The organism is Streptomyces sp. NBC_00885 (assembly GCF_045207475.1).
Lineage (GTDB): Bacteria > Actinomycetota > Actinomycetes > Streptomycetales > Streptomycetaceae > Streptomyces.
Genome location: NZ_CP108796.1, coordinates 7,101,733 through 7,123,328 on the forward strand (window position 1 = coordinate 7,101,733; position 21,596 = coordinate 7,123,328).

19 protein-coding genes are annotated in these 21,596 nt (G+C 71.5%); 14 read left to right on the forward strand and 5 right to left on the reverse strand.

The window, feature by feature from the left end; all coding sequences use genetic code 11:
* Positions 1-13 precede the first annotated feature (13 nt).
* Together eat and OHA61_RS32315 are read right to left on the reverse strand one after the other, a co-directional pair.
* Positions 14-1,459: an ethanolamine permease gene (eat, locus tag OHA61_RS32310; protein WP_406305998.1), complete on the reverse strand. Its 1,446-nt coding sequence runs from the start codon at positions 1,457-1,459 to the stop codon at positions 14-16.
* Positions 1,460-1,576: 117 nt separating this feature from the next.
* A complete protein-coding gene (locus tag OHA61_RS32315; protein WP_406305999.1) occupies positions 1,577-2,305 on the reverse strand; it encodes a FadR/GntR family transcriptional regulator in 729 nt (242 codons plus the stop codon).
* Positions 2,306-2,383: 78 nt separating this feature from the next.
* Here OHA61_RS32315 and OHA61_RS32320 point away from each other — a divergent pair, with 78 nt between their 5' ends.
* From OHA61_RS32320 to OHA61_RS32335, 4 genes are read left to right on the forward strand one after another with little or no spacing between them, the layout of a single operon-like run.
* Positions 2,384-3,748 carry a glutamine synthetase family protein gene (locus OHA61_RS32320; RefSeq protein WP_406306000.1) on the forward strand — a complete coding sequence of 455 codons (1,365 nt, stop codon included), beginning with the start codon at positions 2,384-2,386 and terminating at the stop codon, positions 3,746-3,748.
* An 8-nt stretch (positions 3,749-3,756) separates the two neighbouring features.
* Positions 3,757-5,121: an aldehyde dehydrogenase family protein gene (locus OHA61_RS32325; RefSeq protein ID WP_406306001.1), complete on the forward strand. Its 1,365-nt coding sequence runs from the start codon at positions 3,757-3,759 to the stop codon at positions 5,119-5,121.
* 6 nt (positions 5,122-5,127) lie between these two features.
* Positions 5,128-5,913, forward strand: a complete 786-nt coding sequence (locus tag OHA61_RS32330) for a 3-oxoacyl-ACP reductase (RefSeq protein ID WP_406306002.1) — start codon at positions 5,128-5,130, stop codon at positions 5,911-5,913.
* 41 nt (positions 5,914-5,954) lie between these two features.
* The gene (locus OHA61_RS32335; protein ID WP_406306003.1) at positions 5,955-6,908 is read left to right on the forward strand and encodes a DUF2510 domain-containing protein; all 954 of its coding nucleotides are present in this window, start codon (positions 5,955-5,957) and stop codon (positions 6,906-6,908) included.
* Between the two features lie 216 nt (positions 6,909-7,124).
* On the opposite strand, the gene OHA61_RS32340 is transcribed toward OHA61_RS32335, so the two are convergent.
* Positions 7,125-8,327, reverse strand: coding sequence for an amino acid deaminase/aldolase (locus tag OHA61_RS32340; protein ID WP_406306004.1), 1,203 nt, complete (start codon positions 8,325-8,327; stop codon positions 7,125-7,127).
* Positions 8,328-9,141: 814 nt separating this feature from the next.
* Here OHA61_RS32340 and OHA61_RS32345 point away from each other — a divergent pair.
* Positions 9,142-10,170 carry a hypothetical protein gene (locus OHA61_RS32345; RefSeq protein ID WP_406306005.1) on the forward strand — a complete coding sequence of 343 codons (1,029 nt, stop codon included), beginning with the start codon at positions 9,142-9,144 and terminating at the stop codon, positions 10,168-10,170.
* Entirely contained in the window at positions 10,167-11,339 is a 1,173-nt protein-coding gene (gene mycP / locus OHA61_RS32350) for a type VII secretion-associated serine protease mycosin (protein ID WP_406306006.1), read from the forward strand. The genes OHA61_RS32345 and mycP overlap by 4 nt, the downstream gene beginning before the upstream one ends.
* Here the strand turns inward: mycP and OHA61_RS32355 are convergent.
* Positions 11,326-12,219, reverse strand: coding sequence for a serine hydrolase (locus tag OHA61_RS32355; RefSeq protein ID WP_406306007.1), 894 nt, complete (start codon positions 12,217-12,219; stop codon positions 11,326-11,328). The two genes, mycP and OHA61_RS32355, sit on opposite strands and share 14 nt — an antisense overlap.
* Before the next feature lie 95 nt (positions 12,220-12,314).
* Here OHA61_RS32355 and OHA61_RS32360 point away from each other — a divergent pair, with 95 nt between their 5' ends.
* On the forward strand, positions 12,315-13,046 hold the full coding sequence (locus OHA61_RS32360) for an SseB family protein (protein ID WP_406306008.1): 732 nt from the start codon (positions 12,315-12,317) through the stop codon (positions 13,044-13,046).
* Positions 13,047-13,064: 18 nt separating this feature from the next.
* Here the strand turns inward: OHA61_RS32360 and OHA61_RS32365 are convergent, their stop codons facing one another.
* A complete protein-coding gene (locus tag OHA61_RS32365; protein WP_266478368.1) occupies positions 13,065-13,427 on the reverse strand; it encodes a DUF1844 domain-containing protein in 363 nt (120 codons plus the stop codon).
* A gap of 350 nt (positions 13,428-13,777) precedes the next feature.
* On the opposite strand from OHA61_RS32365, the gene infC reads away from it, so the two are divergent.
* The 7 genes from infC to pheT all read left to right on the forward strand — a co-directional run bounded on the left by infC (position 13,778) and on the right by pheT (position 21,497).
* The gene (gene infC, locus OHA61_RS32370) at positions 13,778-14,449 is read left to right on the forward strand and encodes a translation initiation factor IF-3 (RefSeq protein WP_361907558.1); all 672 of its coding nucleotides are present in this window, start codon (positions 13,778-13,780) and stop codon (positions 14,447-14,449) included.
* A 118-nt stretch (positions 14,450-14,567) separates the two neighbouring features.
* A complete protein-coding gene (gene rpmI / locus OHA61_RS32375) occupies positions 14,568-14,762 on the forward strand; it encodes a 50S ribosomal protein L35 (RefSeq protein WP_142216133.1) in 195 nt (64 codons plus the stop codon).
* Positions 14,763-14,863: 101 nt separating this feature from the next.
* Complete coding sequence (gene rplT / locus OHA61_RS32380) at positions 14,864-15,256, forward strand: 50S ribosomal protein L20 (RefSeq protein WP_266478373.1); 393 nt, start codon at positions 14,864-14,866, stop codon at positions 15,254-15,256.
* A gap of 415 nt (positions 15,257-15,671) precedes the next feature.
* The gene (locus tag OHA61_RS32385) at positions 15,672-16,511 is read left to right on the forward strand and encodes an RNA methyltransferase (RefSeq protein WP_361907561.1); all 840 of its coding nucleotides are present in this window, start codon (positions 15,672-15,674) and stop codon (positions 16,509-16,511) included.
* A gap of 98 nt (positions 16,512-16,609) precedes the next feature.
* Positions 16,610-17,731: an ATP-binding protein gene (locus tag OHA61_RS32390; protein ID WP_406306009.1), complete on the forward strand. Its 1,122-nt coding sequence runs from the start codon at positions 16,610-16,612 to the stop codon at positions 17,729-17,731.
* 125 nt (positions 17,732-17,856) lie between these two features.
* Complete coding sequence (gene pheS / locus OHA61_RS32395) at positions 17,857-18,984, forward strand: phenylalanine--tRNA ligase subunit alpha (RefSeq protein ID WP_406306010.1); 1,128 nt, start codon at positions 17,857-17,859, stop codon at positions 18,982-18,984.
* On the forward strand, positions 18,984-21,497 hold the full coding sequence (gene pheT, locus OHA61_RS32400; RefSeq protein ID WP_406306011.1) for a phenylalanine--tRNA ligase subunit beta: 2,514 nt from the start codon (positions 18,984-18,986) through the stop codon (positions 21,495-21,497). The genes pheS and pheT overlap by 1 nt, the downstream gene beginning before the upstream one ends.
* Positions 21,498-21,596: the final 99 nt, after the last annotated feature.

The following is a 21,596-nucleotide window of genomic DNA, read 5'->3' on the forward strand; positions in this document are numbered from 1 at the left end:
GTTCCGGTCCTGTTCAGTTGCGTTCGAGTTCGGCCTCCGCCGCCGCCAGCGCCGCGAACTCCTCCTCCGGCGCGCGAGCGACCAGATGATGCCGACTGTAGATCGCGAAGTAGGCGAGGGCGACGGCGTAGACGCCGAGCGCGATGAACGCCGCGTCCTTGTCCACCAGAAACGTCGCCACCAGCGCGGAGAGTGCCAGTACGAACGCCACCGAGGAGGTCAGCACACCTCCCGGCGTGCGGTAGGGGCGCTCGAGGTCCGGCTCGCGGCGGCGCAGGACGATGTGTGAGAGGGCCATCAGCGCGTACGAGATCGTCGCGCCGAAGACCGCGATGTTGAGCATCCGCGCGCCGTTCCCGGTACCCGCCGCCAGCGCGAAACCGATCGCCCCGGGGATCAGCAGCCCGAGGTACGGCGACTTGCGGCGGCTGGTGAGGGAGAGGAAACGGGGGAGATAGCCGGCGCGGGAGAGCGCGAAGAGCTGGCGCGAGCCCGCGTAGATGAGCGAGAAGAAGGACGCGACCAGGCCGGCCAGGCCCGCGTAGTTGACGAAGCGGCTGAGCGGGGTCGGGTCCCCGTTGCCCTGGAGGGCGACCACGAGCGGGTTGCCGGCTTCCTGGATGGCCGCCGAGCCCCGCGCGCCGGTCGACGCGAAGAAGGTCACCACGGCCAGCAGCACCAGGATCGCCATCGAGATGGCGAGTGCCCGCGGCATCGAGCGCACCGGGTCCTTCGCCTCCTCCGCCGCCAGCGGTACGCCCTCGACGCCCAGGAAGAACCACATGCCGAAGGGGAACGCCGCCCAGATGCCCAGCAGCCCGAACGGCAGCCAGGAACCCGAGCCGAGGGCGTCCTTGTCGACGGGGATGTCGTTCAGATTGCCCGTACTGAAGTCCGTGAACGCGCCGACCGCGAAGATCAGCAGTGCCGCGACCGCGATCGCCGTCACGATGAGGCTGAAGCGCAGCGCCTCGCCGACGCCCCACAGATGGATTCCGATGAAGACCGCGAAGCAGGCGAGATAGACGGGCCAGCCGGACTCCAGGCCGAACAGGCCGAGCGATTCGACGTAGTCGCCGATGAAGATGGAGATCGCGGCGGGGGCGAGGATGTACTCGATGAGAATCGCGGTGCCGGTCAGGAACCCGCCCCAGGTGCCGAGCGCCCGCCGGGCGAAGCCGTAGCCGCCGCCCGCGGTGGGAAGGATCGCCGACAGCTCGGCGAGTGCGAAGACGAGACAGGCGTACATCACGCCCATCAGGAGGGTCGCGATCGCGAGCCCGCCGAAGCCGCCCTTGGCAAGGCCGATGTTCCAGCCGGAGAAGTCCCCGGAGACGACGTACGCGACGCCGAGGCCGGTGAGCAGCAGCCAGCCGGCGCTGCCGCGGCGCAGCGTGCGGGCCTTCAGATAGGCGTCGTCGGCTGGGGAGGATTCGCGCGTGGTGGTGCCCTGGGCCATGAGTCGCTCCTGGCAGGCAGAGGTTCAAAGGTTTGTGCGGACACCATTGCGGCAGCCGTCGGGAATGCGCAAGCCCCGTGCGTAAATCTGTGGTTACGGCTGGGCCGACGACGGGTGTCAGGACAGGAAGCCGCGCAGCAGCGCCGCGGTGCCCTCGCAGTGCTCCCGCATCACCTCGCGCGCCGCGTCCGCGTCCCCGTCCAGAACCGCCTCGACCAGGGCCGTGTGCTGATGCTGGGAGTGCTCCAGATTGCGTACGAGCAGCGGAATGCAGTCCAGCAGATCGTTCAGCGTCGCCCGCACGGCGGCGTACTGCGCGGTCAGGGTGGGGGAGCCGGAGAGCTCGGCGAGGGTCAGGTGCAGCAGGGTGTCCTGGCGCCGGTACTCGGTCAGCGGCGCGTCGTGCGTCGCCGAAAGCGCCGTACGCAGCCGGTCCGCGCCCTCGTCGGTCAGACCGTGGGCCGCGCACAGTCCGGCGGCCCCCACCTCCAGGACCTCGCGGAAGCGCAGGGTGTCCTCGACGTCCACCCCCGCGACGCGCCTGCGCAGCTCGTCCTCGCCATGGGCGCCCGGGCGGTGCAGCACGAAGGTGCCGCCGTACCGGCCGCGCCTGCTCTCCACGAGCCCCTGGTCGGTCAGCACCTTCAGCACCTCGCGCAGCGTGACCCGGCTGATCCCCATCCGCTCGGCGAGCTCACGTTCCGCGGGCAGCCGCTCGCCGCCCGGGACCAGGCCGAGGCGCAGCAGCTGAAGAATCTGTTCCAGCGCCTCTTCGAAGCCGTTGCCCGCGCGTACGGTGCGCAGTACGGGTGTCAGCCGGTCGCCCGCATCGTTCTTCTTCACCACGTCGCCGTTTCCTCTTCCCAGGCAATGGTCTTGGGTAATACCTTATGGCTTCCGGCTGACCCAAGGAGGCGTAATCCCGTGGCAGACCGCAAACCCCCGCTCGGGGTCGAGGAGCTTCGCGCTCTCGTAGCGAGCGGTGAGATCGACACAGTCGTCCTGGCCTTCCCCGACATGCAAGGGCGGCTCCAGGGCAAGCGGTTCGCCGCACCCTTCTTCCTGGACGAGGTCCTGGAACACGGCACCGAGGGCTGCAACTACCTCCTCGCCGTCGACACCGAGATGAACACCGTCGACGGCTACGAGATGTCCTCGTGGGACCGCGGCTACGGCGACTTCGCCATGCACCCCGACCTCACCACACTGCGCCGGGTGCCCTGGAACCAGGGCACCGCTCTGCTCGTCGCCGACCTCGCCTGGAACGACGGCTCACCCGTCGTCGCCGCACCCCGCCAGGTCCTGCGCCGGCAGCTGGAGCGCCTCGCCGAACACGGCTTCACCGCGCATGTGGGCACGGAGCTTGAGTTCATCGTCTTCAAGGACACCTACGAGCAGGCCTGGGACCGCAACTACCGCGATCTCACCCCGGCCAACCAGTACAACATCGACTACTCCGTCCTCGGCACCGGCCGTATCGAGCCGCTGCTGCGCCGGATCCGCAACGAGATGGCCGCGGCCGGCCTCACCGTCGAGTCCGCCAAGGGCGAGTGCAACCCCGGCCAGCACGAGATCGCGTTCAAGTACGACGAGGCTCTGGTCACCTGCGACCAGCACGCCGTCTACAAGACCGGCTCGAAGGAGATCGCCGCCCAGGAGGGCGTCTCGCTCACCTTCATGGCCAAGTACAACGAGCGCGAGGGCAACTCCTGTCACATCCACCTCTCGCTCCAGGACGCCGACGGCCGCAATGTGATGGCGGGCGAGGGACCCGGCGGAATGTCGCGGGTCATGCGGCACTTCCTGGCCGGACAGCTGGCCGCGCTGCGTGACTTCTCGCTGCTGTACGCGCCCAACATCAACTCCTACAAGCGCTTCCAGCCCGGCTCCTTCGCGCCCACCGCCGTCGCCTGGGGCTACGACAACCGCACCTGCGCGCTGCGCGTCGTCGGCCACGGCCGCTCCATGCGCTTCGAGAACCGGCTGCCGGGCGGCGACGTCAACCCGCACCTGGCCGTCGCCGGACTCGTCGCCGCCGGTCTGTACGGCATTGAGCAGCAGCTGGAACTCCCGGACGAGTGCACCGGAAACGCCTACACCGCCGGGTACGAACAGGTCCCCACCACGCTGCGCGAAGCCGCCGAACTGTGGGAGAACAGCCCCATCGCCAAGGCCGCGTTCGGCGACGAGGTCGTCGCGCACTACCGCAACATGGCGCGGGTCGAACTCCAGGCCTTCGACGCCGCGGTGACCGACTGGGAGCTGCGCCGCTCCTTCGAACGTCTGTGAGGAACCAGTTGTCGTACGAGCTCCAGGTACTGAACCCGGCGACCGAAGAAGTCGTCGCGAGCGTCCCCGCGACGACGGCCGCCGAGGTCGATGCCGCCGTCGCCCGGGCCGCGAAGGCACAGCAGGGCTGGGCGGCGGCCGCACCCGCCGACCGGGCCAGGCTGCTGCGCCGCTTCGCCGTCGTCGTCGACGAACACCTCGAAGAACTGGCCCGGCTGGAGGTCCGGGAGGCCGGACACACCATCGGCAACGCCCGCTGGGAAGCGGGCAATGTACGCGATCTCCTCGACTTCGCGGCCGGGGGAGTGGAGCGCCTCAGCGGCCGCCAGATCCCCGTCGCGGGCGGCCTCGACATCACCATCCTCGAACCGCTCGGGGTCATCGGTGTGATCGCGCCCTGGAACTTCCCCATGCCGATCGCCGCCTGGGGCACGGCCCCCGCCCTGGCGGCCGGCAACGCCGTCCTGCTCAAGCCCGCGGAGACGACCCCGCTGACCGCACTGCGGCTGGCCGAACTCGCCCTGGAGGCAGGCCTTCCGCAGGATCTGTTCCAGGTACTGCCCGGCGCGGGCGACGTGGCGGGCAGCGCGCTGGTCGAGCACCCCGGCGTCGCGAAGATCGTGTTCACCGGATCGACCCGGGTCGGCAAGAGCATCATGGCCAGGTGCGCCGAGCGTGTGAAGCGCGTGACACTCGAACTCGGCGGCAAGAGCCCCAACATCGTCTTCGCCGACTCCGACATCGAGGCCGCGGTCGCCGCGACCCCCATGTCCTTCCTCGACAACAGCGGCCAGGACTGCTGCGCGCGCACGCGCATCCTGGTGCAGCGCTCGGTGTACGACCGATTCCTTCAGCTCCTCGCTCCGGCGATCGAGTCCGTCGTCGTCGGCGACCCGGGCGACGAGAAGACGCAGATGGGCCCGCTGATCTCCCGGGTCCAGCTGGACCGGGTGCGTTCGTACGTCACCGACGAGCTGCAGGGGATCCGCGGCACCGCCCCCGAGGGCCCCGGCTTCTGGTTCCCGCCGACCGTTCTCACCGGCCTGGCTCCGGACGCCCCCGCGGCCTGCGAGGAGGTCTTCGGCCCGGTCGCCGTCGTTCTCCCCTTCGAGGACGAAGCCGACGCCATCCGGCTCGCCAACTCCACCGAGTACGGCCTGTCGGGGTCGATCTGGACCCGCGACATCGGCCGCGCGATCCGCGTCTCGCGTGCCGTCACGGCCGGCAACCTGTCGGTCAACTCCCACTCCAGCGTCCGCTACTGGACGCCGTTCGGCGGCTACAAGCAGTCCGGCCTCGGCCGTGAACTGGGCCCCGACGCCCTGACCGCTTTCACCGAAACCAAGAACGTCTTCATCAGCACGGAGGCCTGAACCATCATGACCGTTGAGACCCCCATCTGCCGCCGCCTCGTGGGCCGTACCGCAGTCGTCACCGGCGCAGGCAGCGGCATCGGGCTGGCCACCGCGCGCCGCCTCGCCTCCGAGGGCGCGAACGTCGTGTGCGCCGACATCGACGAGAGTGCGGGCAAGGCCGCGGCCGACGAGGTCGGCGGCACGTTCGTACGCGTCGACGTCACCGACCCCGAGCAGGTCGAGGCGCTGTTCAAGACGGCGTACGACACCTACGGCAGCGTCGACATCGCCTTCAACAACGCGGGCATCTCGCCCCCCGACGACGACTCCATCCTCACCACGGGCCTGGATGCCTGGAAGCGCGTGCAGGAGGTCAACCTCACCTCCGTCTATCTGTGCTGCAAGGCCGCCATCCCCTACATGCGCCGCCAGCGCCGCGGCTCCATCATCAACACCGCGTCCTTCGTGGCCCGGATGGGCGCGGCGACCTCGCAGATCTCGTACACCGCATCCAAGGGCGGCGTGCTCGCCATGTCGCGCGAGCTCGGCGTGCAGTTCGCGCGCGACGGGATCCGCGTCAACGCGCTGTGCCCGGGGCCGGTCAACACCCCGCTCCTGCAGGAGCTGTTCGCCAAGGACCCGGAGCGTGCCGCGCGCCGCCTGGTGCACATCCCGGCCGGACGCTTCGCGGAGGCGGACGAGATCGCCGCCGCCGTCGCCTTCCTCGCCAGCGACGACTCCTCCTTCATCAACGCGACGGACTTCCTCGTCGACGGCGGTATCGCGGGCGCGTACGTCACTCCCGCATGACGCCTGTGGAATGGGCTCGTTCGGCACCCTAGGGTGGCCGGATGAGCATGACGTCCCCGGCAGGCTGGTTCCCGGACCCGAACACGCCCGGCACCGAACGCTGGTGGGACGGGACCGCCTGGACCGCGCACACCCGCCCGGTCCAGGCGCAGGTCCCGCTCCCGCCGCCCCTTGCGGCCGGGCCCGCGGGTTTCGGGCCGCCGACCGTGCCGATGGCGCAGGCGGCGTCCGGAAGCGGCGTCCGGGGGCGGCTGTTGGCGCTCGCCGCCGCGGGTGTCGTCCTCGTGGGCGCTGTCGCCGTCGGTGCGGTACTGCTCGGGAAGGGGGACGACTCGGACCCCGGCGCCGCGCCGAACGTCTCGGAGCCGGCCGAGACCACGGCGGACCCGAAGAACAGCCAGTCCGCGACTCCGCCCGCGACGGACGACTCCGGGTCACTGACCGACCAGCTCAACGGGATCACCCTCCCGATCCCCGAGGGCTGGGAGAAATCGGACAGCTCGCTCGACGAGGGCGCGACGATGGTCACGGACGAGACCTACGACTGCCCGGCCGGCGGCTCGCCGCTCTGCCGACGAGGCCGGGTGTCCTCGATTGCCGCATCGCGTGCGGACGGGAAATCGCCCGCGGCGCTGGCCGAGCAGGACATCGTGACGGCGGCGGACAAGGCGTACGAGGAAGACGCCGTAGGCACCCGCATCTACGGCGGCATCAGGTCTCACACCGTGCTCAAGTCCCAGTCCGTCGCGGTCGCCGGGCGGGCCGGCCATCTGGTCCGCTGGCGGGTCGTCACCGGAGCGGGCCCCGGCGGGTACGTACAGTCGCTGGTCTTCCCCTCGTCGGTGGGGAGCGAGTCGATGGTGATCGTCCGCTTCGCCTTCGACGCGAGCCCCGAGGCGCCGAAGCTCGCGGACATGGACAAGATCGCCGCGAGCATCCGGCCGATCGGCGACGCGACGAGCGGCGGGGTGGGCAGCAGCATCGGCCCGGGCTAGGACTGCTCGCCTCTTACCCGGGCTAGGCCGTGTCTGACAAATCTCGCCTGGCGCGCAACGCCCGGCACGCACACTCGCTGCGTTGTCGGAGTCATCCAAGTACGTCCAGTACGAGGATGATCCTCCGCCTTGCGATTGCTCGCACCGGACGCCGCGCACCCCGCCCTGCGGGCGGACGGCGCTATTTGTCAGACACGGCATAGGACTGCTCGCCTCTTACAGGAAGGTCTGGCCCTCGCCCCGATAGGTGGGCGCCGTTCCCGTCACGCGTTCGCCCTCGATCAGATGCAGCGTGTCGAAGCGCTCGCACAACTCCCCGGCCTTGGCGTGCCGGAACCACACCTTGTCGCCGATCAGCAGATCGTCCGCAGGTGAGCCGAGCAGCGGGGTCTGTACCTCGCCCGGGCCCTCCTGCGGGTCGTAACGCAGTCCTTCCGGGAGATACGGCACCGGCAGCCGGTCCGCGCCCGCGGCACCCGAGGCGGGATACCCGCCGCCGAGCACGGTCACCACGCCCACGCCCGGCCTGCGCACCACGGGCAGCGCGAACAGGGCGGCCGGACGACCCGTGAACGACGTGTAGTTGTCGAACAGCCTCGGGACATACAGCCCCGAGCCCGCGGCGATCTCGGTCACCGCGTCCTCGGCCGCCGTGTGCTGGACGCTGCCGGTGCCGCCGCCGTTCACGAACTCCAGGTCCGGTGTCACCGCCCGCACCGCACGCACGACGGCGGCCCGCCGCTCGGCCAGCTCCCTGCGGGCGGCTGCCTGCATGAGCCTGATCGCCCGCGAGCGCAGCGGACGGCCCGCGAGCGAGTCGCCGACACCGGCGACATGCCCCTCGTACGCCATCAGCCCCACCAGCCGGAAGCCCGGGCGGCGCGCGATCGAACGGGCCAGCTCGGCCAGCTGGGCGGGCTCACGCAGCGGCGAACGGCGTGCCCCGATCCGTACCCGGCCGCCCAGCAGTCGCAGCGCGGTGTCGAGTTCCAGACAGACCCGGATCTCCTCCTTGCCACCGGAGCGCGAGCGGTCGATGAGTTCCAGCTGAGCCGCGTCGTCGACCATCACGGTCACGGCGGGAGCGAACTTCGGATCAGCCGCGAGCTCGGCGAAACCGGACCGGTCCGCGGACGGATAGGCCAGCAGTACGTCGTCGAACCCGGCCCGTGCCAGCCACAGCGACTCGTCCAGCGTGAACGACATGATCCCCGCGAATCCGTCCCGCGCCAGGACCCGCTCCAGCAGCGCACGGCAGCGTACGGACTTGCTCGCCACCCGGATCGGCTTGCCGCCCGCTCTGCGCACCAGGTCGTCGGCGTTGGCGTCGAACGCGTCGAGATCGACGACCGCGAGCGGCGCGTCGAGATGGGCGGTGGCCCTGTCGTAGCGGGCCCGGTCAGCGGCGAGGGGCGTCATGGCCCGAGCTTGCCAGACCGGATTACCGCAGGGTAGGGGGATGTTCTGGGCAGATCCGCCCGGACCCCCGGTCTCGTTGCCGCCGGGTGCGTTCGAGCCCGTAGAGTGACACACACGCGGTGACGAACGGGCCTGCCCCGAAAGGCGATCCGTCGGTATACGTGGACGAGGAACAGGGGGCGGGATGAGCACGGAGGCACAGCGCCCTTCCGGCTCCGGCTCGTCCCAGTCCGACGACGGGGGGACGACGCCCGGCGCGTCGCGCATCACGGATGCGCTGGTCCCGCTGGAGACAGCCCCGAAGGAACGGCGCATCTCGGGCATCGCGAAGCTGCTGCCCCCGGACCCGAGCGACGACGCCCGCGCCGGAGCCCCGGCGCCCGCGGCGGGTCGCCCCGACGTCGGCGGGCCCCGCCGCCCCGCGCCAGCACCTGCGGCCGGTCGCCCTGAGGCCGACGCTTCTCGTGGTCCCGCGCCTTCGACGCCGGTCCCGGCTCCTGACGGGCCTCCCGGTCCAGCTGGTGGAGCAGGTCGACCGGCGCCCGCGGCCGGTCGCTCCGAAGCCGACGGACCTCGTCGCCCGTCCGCCCCCGCCCCGTCGCCGAGCACGCCCTCCACCGGGGCCCGTCCGCCCGCCGCCGCGCGGACGGAAGCGCCCTCGCGCGCGCCTCGGCCCGCACCCGGCTCCGCCCCGTCGCCGAGCGTGCCCGCGCACCGGCCTCCGACCGGTACACCCCCGCGTCCCGAGCCCACCCCGAGCGCCCCCGCGTCCCAGCCGCCGGCCGCCATACCCCCGCGTCCCGACGCACCGCCCGTGCGGCCGTCCGCCGGCGCGGAGCCGCCCGTCGCACCCGTCGAGACCACCGCCAGGCTGCGGCCCATCGCCGCCCCCCGCTCCGCACCCCTGCCGCCCGAGGCCCCGCCGCGGCCCGTCGTCGCCCCCGCCCGCCGCAGGCCCGTCGGTTCCGTCGACCTCACGCCTCCCGCACCCGGCACACGCCCCGCGCACCCGGGACCCGCCGCCTACTCCTGGGCGCCGCCGGAGACCCCGGCCGAGATGACCACCCGGCTCCGCCCCGTACGGACCCGGCGCCCCGCACGGACCGTCGGCGCCCTCGCCTGCGTCGTACTCGGCCTCGGACTGATCGGCGGCGCCGCCACCGGCAGCTGGCTGACCGGCGACTCGAGTGCCGACCCCACCGCCCGCACCGGGTACACCGAGACCCGGACGCTGTGGCACAGCGTTCCCGTGAACACGCTCTTCCCCCGCACCCTCAAGGGCGAGGGTGCGGGACCCGGCGGCGCGGACCGCCTCTGGACGCGGATCGCCGTCGCGCCGGACGGCGCCTGCGCACCCGCACTCGACCCGCTGCTGCTCAAGACGCTCCAGCCGGTCGGCTGCGTCCGGGTGCTGCGCGCCACCTATACCGACGCCACCGCGAGCAGCGTCACCACGGTCGGAATGATCTTCACCGAGGCCGACGCGGAAGCGATGGGCACACTGAACTCCCGTTTCACCGAGCAGGGTCTGGACGAGCGCCGCGATCTGATGCCCCGCACCCTGCCCGCCAAGGGCACCGCCGCCGCGGGCTTCGGCGACCGGCAGCGCGCGAGCTGGACGGTCAGCGTCCTGACCGAGATGCCCGTCGTCGTCTACGCCGTGTCCGGCTTCGCCGACGGACGCACCGTCACCGACCCGCTGCCCGCCGCCGAGGCCAAGGCGGACGGCGCGACGTCCGCGCCGGCGCAGGCGGGCCTCGGCCATGAGGCGACGGGCATCGCGGACCGGATCGAGGGCGGTCTGCGCAAGTCCGTCAGCACGGCCACGGAGAAGCCCGAATGAACCGCCGCCACCGCCACCGCGTCGCCGCAACCCTCGCGGCGGCCGCTCTCGCCCTGCTCCCGGCGACGCCCGCGCACGCGGACGGCATCCGGGCCCAGCAGTGGGGCCTCGACGCCCTGCACACCGACCAGGCCTGGAACACCACCAAGGGCAAGGGCGTCACCGTCGCGGTACTCGACACGGGAGTCGACGACAGCCACCCCGACCTGGCGGGCTCGGTCCTGCCCGGCAAGGACTTGATCGGCTTCGGCGCCGAGCAGGGCGACCGCTCCTGGGCCCGGCACGGCACCGCGATGGCGGGCATCATCGCCGCCCACGGCCACGGCCTCGACGACGAGGACGGTGTCATCGGCATCGCTCCCGAGGCCAAGATCCTCCCCGTCCGCGTCATCCTCGAAGGCACCGACACGGCCCGCGAGAAGGCCCGTAAGACCCGCGGCACCGCCCTCGCCCAGGGCATCCGCTGGGCCGCCGACCACGGCGCGGACGTCATCAACCTCTCGCTCGGCGACGACAGCGAGTCCGCGCACCCGGAGGCCGGTGAGGACGCCGCCGTGCAGTACGCGCTCGCCAAGGGCTGCGTCGTCGTCGCCTCGGCCGGCAACGGCGGTGAGAAGGGCGACCACATCTCGTATCCCGCCGCCTACCCCGGTGTGATCGCCGTGACGGCCGTCGACCGGTTCGGCACCCACGCCGCCTTCTCCACCCGCCGCTGGTACGCCACTGTCAGCGCCCCCGGCGTCGACATCGTCATCGCCGACCCCGACCGGAAGTACTACCAGGGCTGGGGCACCAGCGCCGCGTCCGCCTTCGTCTCCGGCGCGGTCGCCCTGGTGCGCGCGGCCCATCCCGGTCTCACCCCGGCCCAGATCAAGAAGCTCCTCGCCGACACCGCCCGCAACGGCCCCAAGGGGGGACGCGACGATGCCAAGGGCTACGGCAGCGTCGACCCGGCCGCCGCAATCAAGGCGGGCGCGAAGCTGCGCCCCGCGGATCTGAAGGCCGCATCCGCGGGCTACGGCAAGCCGTACTTCGGCCCGGGCCCCGCCCGCGCGGACAAGGACTCGGAACCGGCCGCCTGGCTCGCCCCGCTCGCGGGCGGCATGGGCGTCCTGGTGCTGCTGGGCGCGGCAGCCCTCTGGCGCGGCGGCCCGGTCAGAGGGAACTGACCGCTTTTCGCGCGGCCGCCTCGACGAGCGCGATGCCCGCCTCCTTCGTCGCGTGCCCGTCCGAGAGGACCGCCACCAGGCAGACCCGGCCGTCCACCGAGACCCGGCCGATGCTGTTGACGTCCCACAGCCCGGTGGCGGTCCGCGGCATCCAGCCGTTCTTGAGCGCCCAGCCACTACCGGCCGCCGACACCCCCCAGTCCTGGTCCGTCGAGATCTGCTCCATCAGCCCCTGCAGATACGTACGGGATGCCTCGCCCAGCACCGAGTCCGTACCGAACACGGCCTGAAGCAGGGCGAGTTGATCGCGTGAGGTGGTCTGCGTCAGCCCCCAGGCACCGGCCCCGGCCGTCTCGGTGAGACCGAGCCGCTCATTGGCCGCGTCGAGCCCCTTCGCCCCGCCGATCGTCTGCCACAGCGCCGTGGCCGCCGTGTTGTCGCTGAGCCGGATCATTGCGGCTGCCTGCGTCTTCTCCTGTGCGGTGAGCGAACGGCCCGCGTCCTGCGCCGCCAGCAGCAGAGCCGCGAGAATGTCGACCTTGACGATGCTCGCGGTGTCGTGCGTCCTCTCGCCGAACACCGCGCTCTCCCCGCTCCCGGTGTCGAGCACCGCGACCGACAGCGACGCGCCGGACCGGGCGACGACCGGCTCGACCGCGGCGGCGAGCACGGTATCGAGATCCACGGTGACCTCCGCTGCTTCGGGAGTCCGCGACGGGGACTCGGACGGCGGGGCTGACGATACGGCGCGGGGCGCGGCGTCCTGCGAGCGCCCGAGGGAGTACGCCCCCGCCGCGACCGAACCCGTCACCAGCGCCGCCGCCGCGACCGCCGCGCAGGCAACGGATCTGCGAGCACGGGCTCTGTGGCGAGAAGGCATGTCCCGGACGCTGGGATCCGCGCCTGGGAGCGGCCTGTGTCCAGCCTTCGGGTCCGGTGAGAAAACGCCGGCGCGGGGGCGGCTAGGCTCGTCGCGTGGCGCTCAAGAACATCCCTGACCCCGGTTTCTCCGACGACGACGGCACCGCCGATCCCCGGCTGACCGCGGCCCTCGCCGCGTGGTCCGCCGACCGCACGGCCGAGGGGTCAGTGCTCGAAGCCCTCAAGGGGGCCCGGCTGCTCGTCCCCGTCGTCGCCGTCCTCGGCGAGGTCGAGGAGGACGAGAACGGCCTGCGCCGTGAGAAGACCAGCGACATGGCCGTGCCCACCCTGACGGCGGGCGACCGCCGCGCGCTGCCCGCCTTCACCTCGATCGCCTCACTCGCCCGCTGGGACCCCGAGGCGCGCCCCGTCGCCGTGCCGCTCCATCAGGCACTCCAGGCGGCCGCGCACGAGAAGGCCGACACGCTCGTACTCGACCTGGCCGGGCCCGTCACTTACCAGCTGACCGGCCGCGCGCTGCTCGCCCTCGCCGAGGGGCGCACCAGTACGGACCCGCTGCACGACCCGGCCGTCACGACGGCTGTACGGGACGCGGTGGCGGCCGAGCCCGGGGTGCTCCGCGCCCATCTGGGCCCGGGCGGCGCGGACGGCACCCTCGCCCTGGTTCTCGCCGCGGACGCCGACCCGGCCCGGTCGGCCCGCCGCGTCGCCGAGGCGCTGGCAGCCGACGACGTACTGAGGGCCCGCCTGGTGCGGGGCCTCGACCTGGCGCTGCTGCCGGCCGAGGCGTCGCTTCCGGGCGAGCCCCTGTTCGTACGTGAGTAGCGGTTGCCGTCGTAGCGGCTAGCCGTAGACCGGACCGGTGTACTTCTCGCCCGGACCCTGGCCCGGCTCGTCCGGGACCAGCGAGGCCTCGCGGAAGGCCAGCTGCAGCGACTTGAGCCCGTCCCGCAGCGGTGCCGCGTGGAAGGAGCTGATCTCCGTCGCGCTGGCGTCCATCAGGCCGGCCAGCGCATGGACCAGCTTCCGGGCCTCGTCCAGGTCCTTGTGGTCGGCGCCGTCCTCGGTCAGGCCGAGCTTCACGGCCGCCGCGCTCATCAGGTTCACCGCGACCGTGACGATCACCTCGACGGCGGGGACCTCGGCGATGTCGCGGGTCATGTCGTCGAAGCCGGGGGACTCATTGGGTGTGGTCGCGTCACTCATGACGCACACGATATGCCCCGCCGCCCGGCGGCCGGTCCCGGCCACCGGTTAGCCCGTTCCGGCCAGAGCTGCTAACCTTGTGTAACGACCGGCCGGACACGTGTGTGCCCGGCCCACAAGTGGAGGCTCCGATCTCCCACCTGACTGTCCTCCGGGACGGCGGGTCACCGGTCAGGCGGCGCCCATCGTTCCGTACGGACGATGGAGCCACCCGATAAGCCCCGCGGTTGTACGCGGCGGTGTTCCGGTATTCCAGGAGCTCCCGCCTGTGTCCCGTCCGGGGCATTTTTGATGTTCCGGTGCGGTTGGTCCAACAAAACAGACGTTACGCGGCTGCCTGCCAGCCAGCCGTGTGGTGCTACCGAGGAGGATCCATCAGCGCCGAGCCCCGCATCAACGACCGGATTCGCGTTCCCGAAGTGCGACTTGTCGGTCCCAGCGGCGAGCAGGTCGGGATTGTTCCGCTTGCCAAGGCCCTTGAGCTTGCTCAGGAGTACGACCTCGACCTCGTCGAGGTGGCGGCGAACGCCCGCCCGCCCGTGTGCAAGCTCATGGACTACGGGAAGTTCAAGTACGAGTCGGCCATGAAGGCCCGTGAGGCGCGCAAGAACCAGGCGCACACGGTCATCAAGGAGATGAAGCTCCGGCCGAAGATCGACCCGCACGACTATGACACCAAGAAGGGTCACGTCGTCCGGTTCCTCAAGCAGGGTGACAAGGTCAAGATCACGATCATGTTCCGTGGTCGTGAGCAGTCCCGCCCCGAGCTTGGCTTCCGCCTGCTGCAGCGTCTCGCTTCCGACGTCGAGGACCTCGGATTCATCGAGTCGAACCCCAAGCAGGACGGCCGGAACATGATCATGGTTCTCGGCCCGCACAAGAAGAAGACCGAGGCCATGGCCGAGGCACGTGAGGCTCAGGCCGCTCGCAAGGCGGAGCGCCAGGGCTACGCGAACGAGGAGACCTCGGACGAGGCTGCTGAGGCTCCGGCCGAAGCACCCGCCGAGACTTCCGAGGCGTGACCTGAGGGGCGGCCATCCAGGCGCCCCGGGTCCCGCCCGGAACCACAAACCAAGATCTGACGCTCCTGTTGTCCGGTGTCCGCACCGGGGAGCGCCACTGACGAGGAGATACGGCGCGATGCCGAAGAACAAGACGCACAGCGGTGCCAAGAAGCGCTTCAAGATCACCGGCTCCGGCAAGGTGCTCCGTGAGCGTGCCGGCAAGCGCCACCTGCTCGAGCACAAGTCGTCCAAGCTGACGCGTCGCCTCACCGGCAACGCCGAGATGGCCCCGGGTGACTCGAAGACCATCAAGAAGCTTCTCGGCAAGTGACGTTCGTGTCCCCGGTCACCGGGGACACGCGCCGAGACCGGGACCAATTCGTTTCCGGGCCGTGTGAGTCCAACCACGGCCCCGCTACAAGGAGTTAACAAGTGGCACGCGTCAAGCGGGCAGTCAACGCCCACAAGAAGCGCCGGGCAATTCTCGAGGCCGCCAGCGGTTACCGCGGTCAGCGTTCGCGCCTGTACCGCAAGGCCAAGGAGCAGGTCACCCACTCCCTGGTCTACAACTACAACGACCGTAAGAAGCGCAAGGGCGACTTCCGTCAGCTGTGGATCCAGCGCATCAACGCCGCTGCCCGCCAGAACGGCATGACGTACAACCGCCTCATCCAGGGTCTGAAGGCCGCCAACATCGAGGTGGACCGCAAGATCCTGGCCGAGCTCGCGGTCAACGACGCCAACGCGTTCGCCGCGCTGGTCGAGGTTGCGCAGAAGGCGCTGCCGAGCGACGTCAACGCGCCGAAGGCCGCGTCGGCGGCCTGACGGCCGCGCCGACCCGACCGGACCCGCAGGCCTTCGGCCTGCGGGTCCGGTGCGTTTGGCCTTGCTTCGGGCCCCCGCCCCGGTCGGCCTGCGGGCCGCCCAAGCAAGGGACCGGTCGGCTCGGGCCCGGACGCCCCGGCCCCGGTCGGGGACCTGCACGTGGCTCGTACGGGACTGCAGCCTGCTCCGGCGGGTGCGTTCCGGCAGGTGTCGCCCCCGGGGGGCGAGCCGAGCCTGCCGGTACGGGCCCGGGCTTGTGCCTGGCCCGTACGGGATTTCCGGACGCTGGCCCCGGACATGTGCGCGACCCCGTCCCGTGTCCGGGATGGCCCGCACCCCACCGGTGCCGCCACCCACCACACCCGCAGGCGCGTCCGGGACACCCCCCGGACCCGAGTCAGAGAGCCTCAGGCACATGCCTACTCCCGAGCTGATCTCCCCGCGATCCCCGCGCGTCACCGCCGCACGGCGGCTGGCCAGGCGTGCCTTCCGGAGCAAGGAGCGCCTGTTCATCGCCGAGGGGCCGCAGGCCGTGCGCGAGGCCGTCGCGCACCGTGGGCCCGGCGGTGAGCCCACCCTCGTGGAGCTGTTCACCACCGTCGAGGCAGCCGAGCGGTACGCGGACATCGTGGATGCCGCCCGGGACGCCGGAGCCCGGGTGCACTACGCGTCCGACGCCGTCCTCGCCGAGGTCTCGCAGACCGTCACCCCGCAGGGTCTCGTCGGCGTGTGCCGTTTCCTCGATTCGCCCTTCGGGGAGATCCTCGCGGCCCGGCCGAAGCTCGTCGCCGTGCTCGCGCACGTACGCGACCCCGGCAACGCGGGCACGGTGCTGCGCTGTGCGGACGCCGCAGGCGCCGACGCCGTCGTCCTCACCGACGCCTCCGTGGACCTGTACAACCCCAAGTCCGTACGCGCCTCGGTCGGTTCGCACTTCCATCTGCCGGTCGCCGTGGGCGTCCCGGTCGAACAGGCGGTGCAGGGACTGCGCGACGCCGGAGTGCGCGTACTGGCCGCCGACGGCGCGGGCGAGGACGACCTCGACGACGAGCTGGACGCGGGCACCATGGGCGGACCCACCGCGTGGATCTTCGGCAACGAGGCCTGGGGGCTCCCCGAGGAGACCCGCGCCCTCGCCGACGCCGTCGTACGCGTCCCCATCCACGGAAAGGCCGAAAGTCTGAACCTCGCGACCGCCGCAGCCGTATGCCTGTATGCCTCGGCGCGCGCCCAGCGCGCAGGCAGTGCTCGCTGAGCTCGAGTACTCGCTCAGGGGGTCCGCTCCGTCACTTCAAGCTAGTAGGGTGACGGGCTCGGGGGCCCACTGCGCCGGCGGAGAGGTGGGGTACGGGGATGGCTGTCGGGACGAGCAGGCCCGCGGAGACACACGGGGCACTGCTGTGCCGTTCCGGCGCCCCCGAGGTGTTCGGCATCGACCCCGACGACCTCCCCGACGGACTCGTCGTCGCCGACGAGAGGGGCCGGGTGATCTGCTTCAACGACGCGGCCGTCAGGATCACCGCCGTCGCCAAGGCCGATGCGCTCGGACACCCGCTGGAGACGGCGCTGCCGCTGGAGGACCTCAAGGGCCGCCGCTGGTGGACGCTGACTGATCCGTACGGCGGACTCGCCACCCGCGTCGGCCAGCCCGAGCGCAATCTGCTGCTGCCCGGCGGCCGCGAAGTCCTCGTCTCCGCGCGCTATGTGCGCGAGCGCCCCACCGGGCCGATACGCCGCCTGGTCATCTGCCTGCGCGGCACCGAGGCCCGGCGCCGCACCGAACGCAGCCACGCCGAGCTGATCGCCACCGTCGCCCATGAGCTGCGTTCGCCGCTCACCTCCGTCAAGGGCTTCACGGCGACGCTTCTGGCCAAGTGGGAACGCTTCACCGACGACCAGAAGCGGCTCATGCTGGAGACCGTCGACGCCGACGCCAACCGCGTCACCCGGCTCATCGCCGAACTGCTCGACATCTCCCGTATCGACTCCGGCCGGCTCGAAGTACGCCGCCAGCCCATCGACATCGCCGCCGCCGTCGGACGCCACATCCAGGCGCACATAGCCAGCGGCCAGTCCCCCGACCGCTTCTTCGTCCGCATCCAGCGCCGGCTGCCCGATCTGTGGGCCGACCCCGACAAGATCGACCAGGTGCTCGGCAACCTGCTGGAAAATGCGGTGCGCCACGGCGCCGGAACGGTCACCATCGAGGTGGCGCCGGCAGCGGCGAAGGACGACGAGAAGGGTACGGCCGTCACCGTGAGCGACGAAGGCCCCGGCATCCCCGAGGAGTCGATGGGCCGCGTCTTCACCCGCTTCTGGCGGGGGAGCAAGCGCGGCGGCACGGGCCTTGGCCTCTACATCGTCAAGGGCATCGTCGAGGCGCACGGCGGGACGATCACCGTCGGCCGCGGACCCGGCGGCGGCGCCGAGTTCCGATTTATTCTGCCCGTCGGCGCCCCTGCGTATCTCGCTTAGCGGCCCACGGGCTCATTCGCCACTCCACACCCCGTTAGACTCGGCCTTTGGCACCTTTACGTCCTCGGTCCGTCCCAGGTCGACGAGCGGGGGCCCCAGCCAGCCCATCGGAAGTACGGGAAGAGATGTCCGCACCCAATAAGTCGTACGACCCTGTTGAGGTCGAGGCACTGAAACCGGAAGCGATCGAGCGCATGCGGGACGAGGCGCTCGCCGCCTTCGCCGCAGCGGGCGACCTCGAAGAGCTCGCTCACGCGAAGGTCGCGCACACCGGCGGTGCCTCGCCGCTCGCGCTCGCCAACCGGGAGATCGGCGCGCTGCCGCCGCAGGCCAAGGCCGAGGCCGGCAAGCGCGTGGGCCAGGCCCGCGGCGCCGTGAGCAAGGCGCTGGCCACCCGCCAGGCCGAGCTCGAGGCCGAGCGCGACGCCCGGGTGCTCGTCGAGGAGGCGGTCGATGTCACGCTGCCCCACGACCGCATCCCGGCCGGCGCCCGCCACCCGCTGACCACGCTCATGGAGCGGCTCGAGGACATCTTCGTATCCATGGGATACGAGGTCGCCGAGGGCCCCGAGGTCGAGGCGGAGTGGTTCAACTTCGACGCCCTGAACTTCGTGCCCGACCACCCGGCCCGGCAGATGCAGGACACCTTCTTCGTCCAGGGCCCCAAGGGCACCGTCGACGACGAGTCCGGCATCGTGCTGCGAACGCACACCTCCCCGGTGCAGGCCCGCACGCTGCTCGACCGCGAGCCGCCGGTCTATGTCGTCGTACCGGGCCGTGTGTACCGCACCGACGAGCTGGACGCGACGCACACCCCGGTCTTCCACCAGATCGAGCTGCTTGCCGTCGACGAGGGCCTGACCATGGCCGACCTCAAGGGCACCCTGGACCACATGGTCCAGGCGCTCTTCGGCCGGGACATGAAGACGCGGCTGCGCCCGAACTTCTTCCCCTTCACCGAGCCGTCCGCCGAGATGGACATGGTCTGCTACGTGTGCCGCGGCGAGTCCGTCGGCAACCCGGACCGGCCCTGCCGCACCTGCGGCAGCGAGGGCTGGATCGAGCTCGGCGGCTGCGGCATGGTCAACCCGAAGGTGCTCATCGCCTGCGGCGTCGACCCCCAGAAGTACAGCGGATTCGCCTTCGGGTTCGGCATCGAGCGGATGCTGATGTTCCGCCACAACGTCGAAGACATGCGAGACATGGTCGAGGGTGACGTCCGGTTCACCCGGCCGTTCGGGATGGAGATCTGATGCGGGTCCCGCTTTCTTGGCTGCGGGAGTACGTCGACCTGCCGGCGACGGAGACCGGCCGTGACGTCCAGGCCAAGCTCGTTGCCGCCGGCCTCGAGGTCGAGACCGTCGAGCAGCTCGGCGCCGGGCTCAAGGGCCCCCTCGTCGTCGGCAAGGTCCTCACCATCGAGGAACTGACGGAGTTCAAGAAGCCCATCCGCTTCTGCACCGTCGACGTCGGCCAGGCCAACGGCACCGGTGAGCCGCAGGAGATCGTCTGCGGCGCGCGCAACTTCACCGTCGGCGACAAGGTCGTCGTGGTCCTGCCGGGCGCCGTGCTGCCCGGCGGCTTCGCGATCGCCGCGCGCAAGACGTACGGCAAGACCTCGCACGGCATGATCTGCTCCACCGACGAGCTCGGCATGGGCGACGACGGCAGCGGCGGCATCATCGTGCTGCCGCCCGAGTACGAGGTCGGCACCGACGCCATCGAGCTGCTCGAGCTGGTCGACGAGGTCCTCGACATCGCGGTCACGCCCGACCGCGGCTACTGCCTCTCGATGCGCGGAGTCGCCCGCGAGACGGCCATCGCCTACGGCCTGCCGCTGCGCGACCCGGCGCTCCTCGACGTCCCCGCCCCGAACTCGTACGGCTATGTGGTGAAGGTCGCAGACCCCATCGGCTGCGACCGCTTCACCGCGCGTACCGTCGTCGGCCTGGAGCCCGAGGCACGCTCCCCGATCTGGCTGCAGCGCAGGCTGCAGAAGGCCGGAATGCGCCCGATCTCGCTCGCCGTCGACGTCACCAACTACGTGATGCTCGAGCTCGGCCAGCCGCTGCACGCCTACGACCGCGCCCGTCTCGACGGGCCGATCGGGGTGCGCCGCGCCGAGCCCGGCGAGAAGCTCACCACCCTCGACGGCGCCCAGCGGGTGCTGGACGCCGAAGACCTGGTGATCACCGACAACCGCGGGCCGATCGGTCTCGCGGGCGTCATGGGCGGCGCCAACACCGAGATCGCCGACCACGAAGACGAAGCCGGTGCCACCACCGGGGTCGTCATCGAGGCCGCGCACTTCGACGCGATTTCCATCGCCCGTACCGCGCGTCGCCACAAGCTGGCCTCCGAGGCGTCCAAGCGCTTCGAGCGCGGCGTCGACCCGCAGGCCGCGGCCGCCGCAGCCCAGCGGACCGTCGACCTGCTGGTGCTGCTCGCGGGCGCCACCGCCGAGGCCGGGGTCACCGAGATCGCCGCCCCGTCCGCGCCCCGCACGATCACCATGCCGGCGGACCACCCCGACCGTGTCGCGGGTGTCGGCTACGGCCGCGAGACCGTCGTACGCCGCCTCCAGGAAGTCGGCTGCGACGTCTACGGACAGGACGAGCTGGTCGTCACCGTCCCGTCCTGGCGTCCCGACCTCGTCGAGCCGAACGACCTCGCCGAGGAAGTCATCCGTCTCGAGGGGTACGAGAACCTCCCCTCGACGCTGCCCAAGCCCCCCCCGGGTCGCGGGCTCACCGAACGGCAGCGGCTCTACCGCCGCGTCGGCCGGGCGCTGGCCGGTGCCGGTTATGTCGAGGCGCTGAACTACCCGTTCATCGGCGAGCCGGTCCTCGACCAGCTCGACATCCCGGCGGACGACGAGAGCCGCCGGCTGGTCAAGCTGGTCAACCCGCTCTCCGACGAGGAGCCCGCGCTGCGCACGACGCTGCTGCCCGGGCTGCTCGGCGCGCTGCGCCGCAACGACGGGCGCGGCAGCCACGACCTGGCGCTCTTCGAGACCGGCCTGGTCTTCCGGGCTCCCGAGGAGGAGGGCATCGCGGTCCGGCTGCCGGTCCACCGCCGTCCGACCGACGAGGAGATCGCCGGTCTGAGCGGAGTGCTGCCCGTGCAGCCGCGGCATGTCGCGGTCGTGCTCGCCGGTGCCCGCGAGCAGGCCGGCTGGTGGGGCAAGGGCCGCCCGGCCGACTGGGCCGACGCGGTCGAGTCCGCCCGCGCCGTCGCCCGCGAGGCCAAGGCCGAACTGATCGTCCGCCAGGGCCAGTACGGTCCGTGGCACCCGGGCCGCTGTGCCGAGCTGGCCGTGGTGATCGACGGAGTGGAGCAGACCGTCGGTTACGCCGGTGAGCTTCACCCGCGCGTGGTCAAGGCGCTGCATCTGCCCGCGCGCAGCTGCGCGATGGAGCTGAACCTGGACCTGCTGGAGCGCTCCTCCCAGGGCGCCCTCCAGGCACCGCGGATCTCCACCTTCCCGGTGGCGACCCAGGACGTCGCGCTGGTCGTGGACCACAAGGTTACGGCCGCCGAGGTCGAGGCTGCGCTGCGTCAGGGCGCGGGTGAACTGCTGGAATCCATCCGGCTTTTCGATGTGTTTGCCGGGTCGCAGATCGGCGAGGGCAAGAAGTCGCTGGCGTACGCGCTGCGGTTCCGTGCCGCGGACCGGACGCTCACGGTCGAGGAGGCATCGGCCGCCCGTGACGCCGCCGTGGCGCTGGCCGCGGAGCGCACCGGGGCGGTCCTGCGCGGAGCCTGACCGCGTGTGATCCGCCGTACCGCCTGATGAGGGGCTCACCCGGACCACCGGGTGAGCCCCTCACTCATTCGGGTGAGAACACGGGGCGACGTTCCCGCG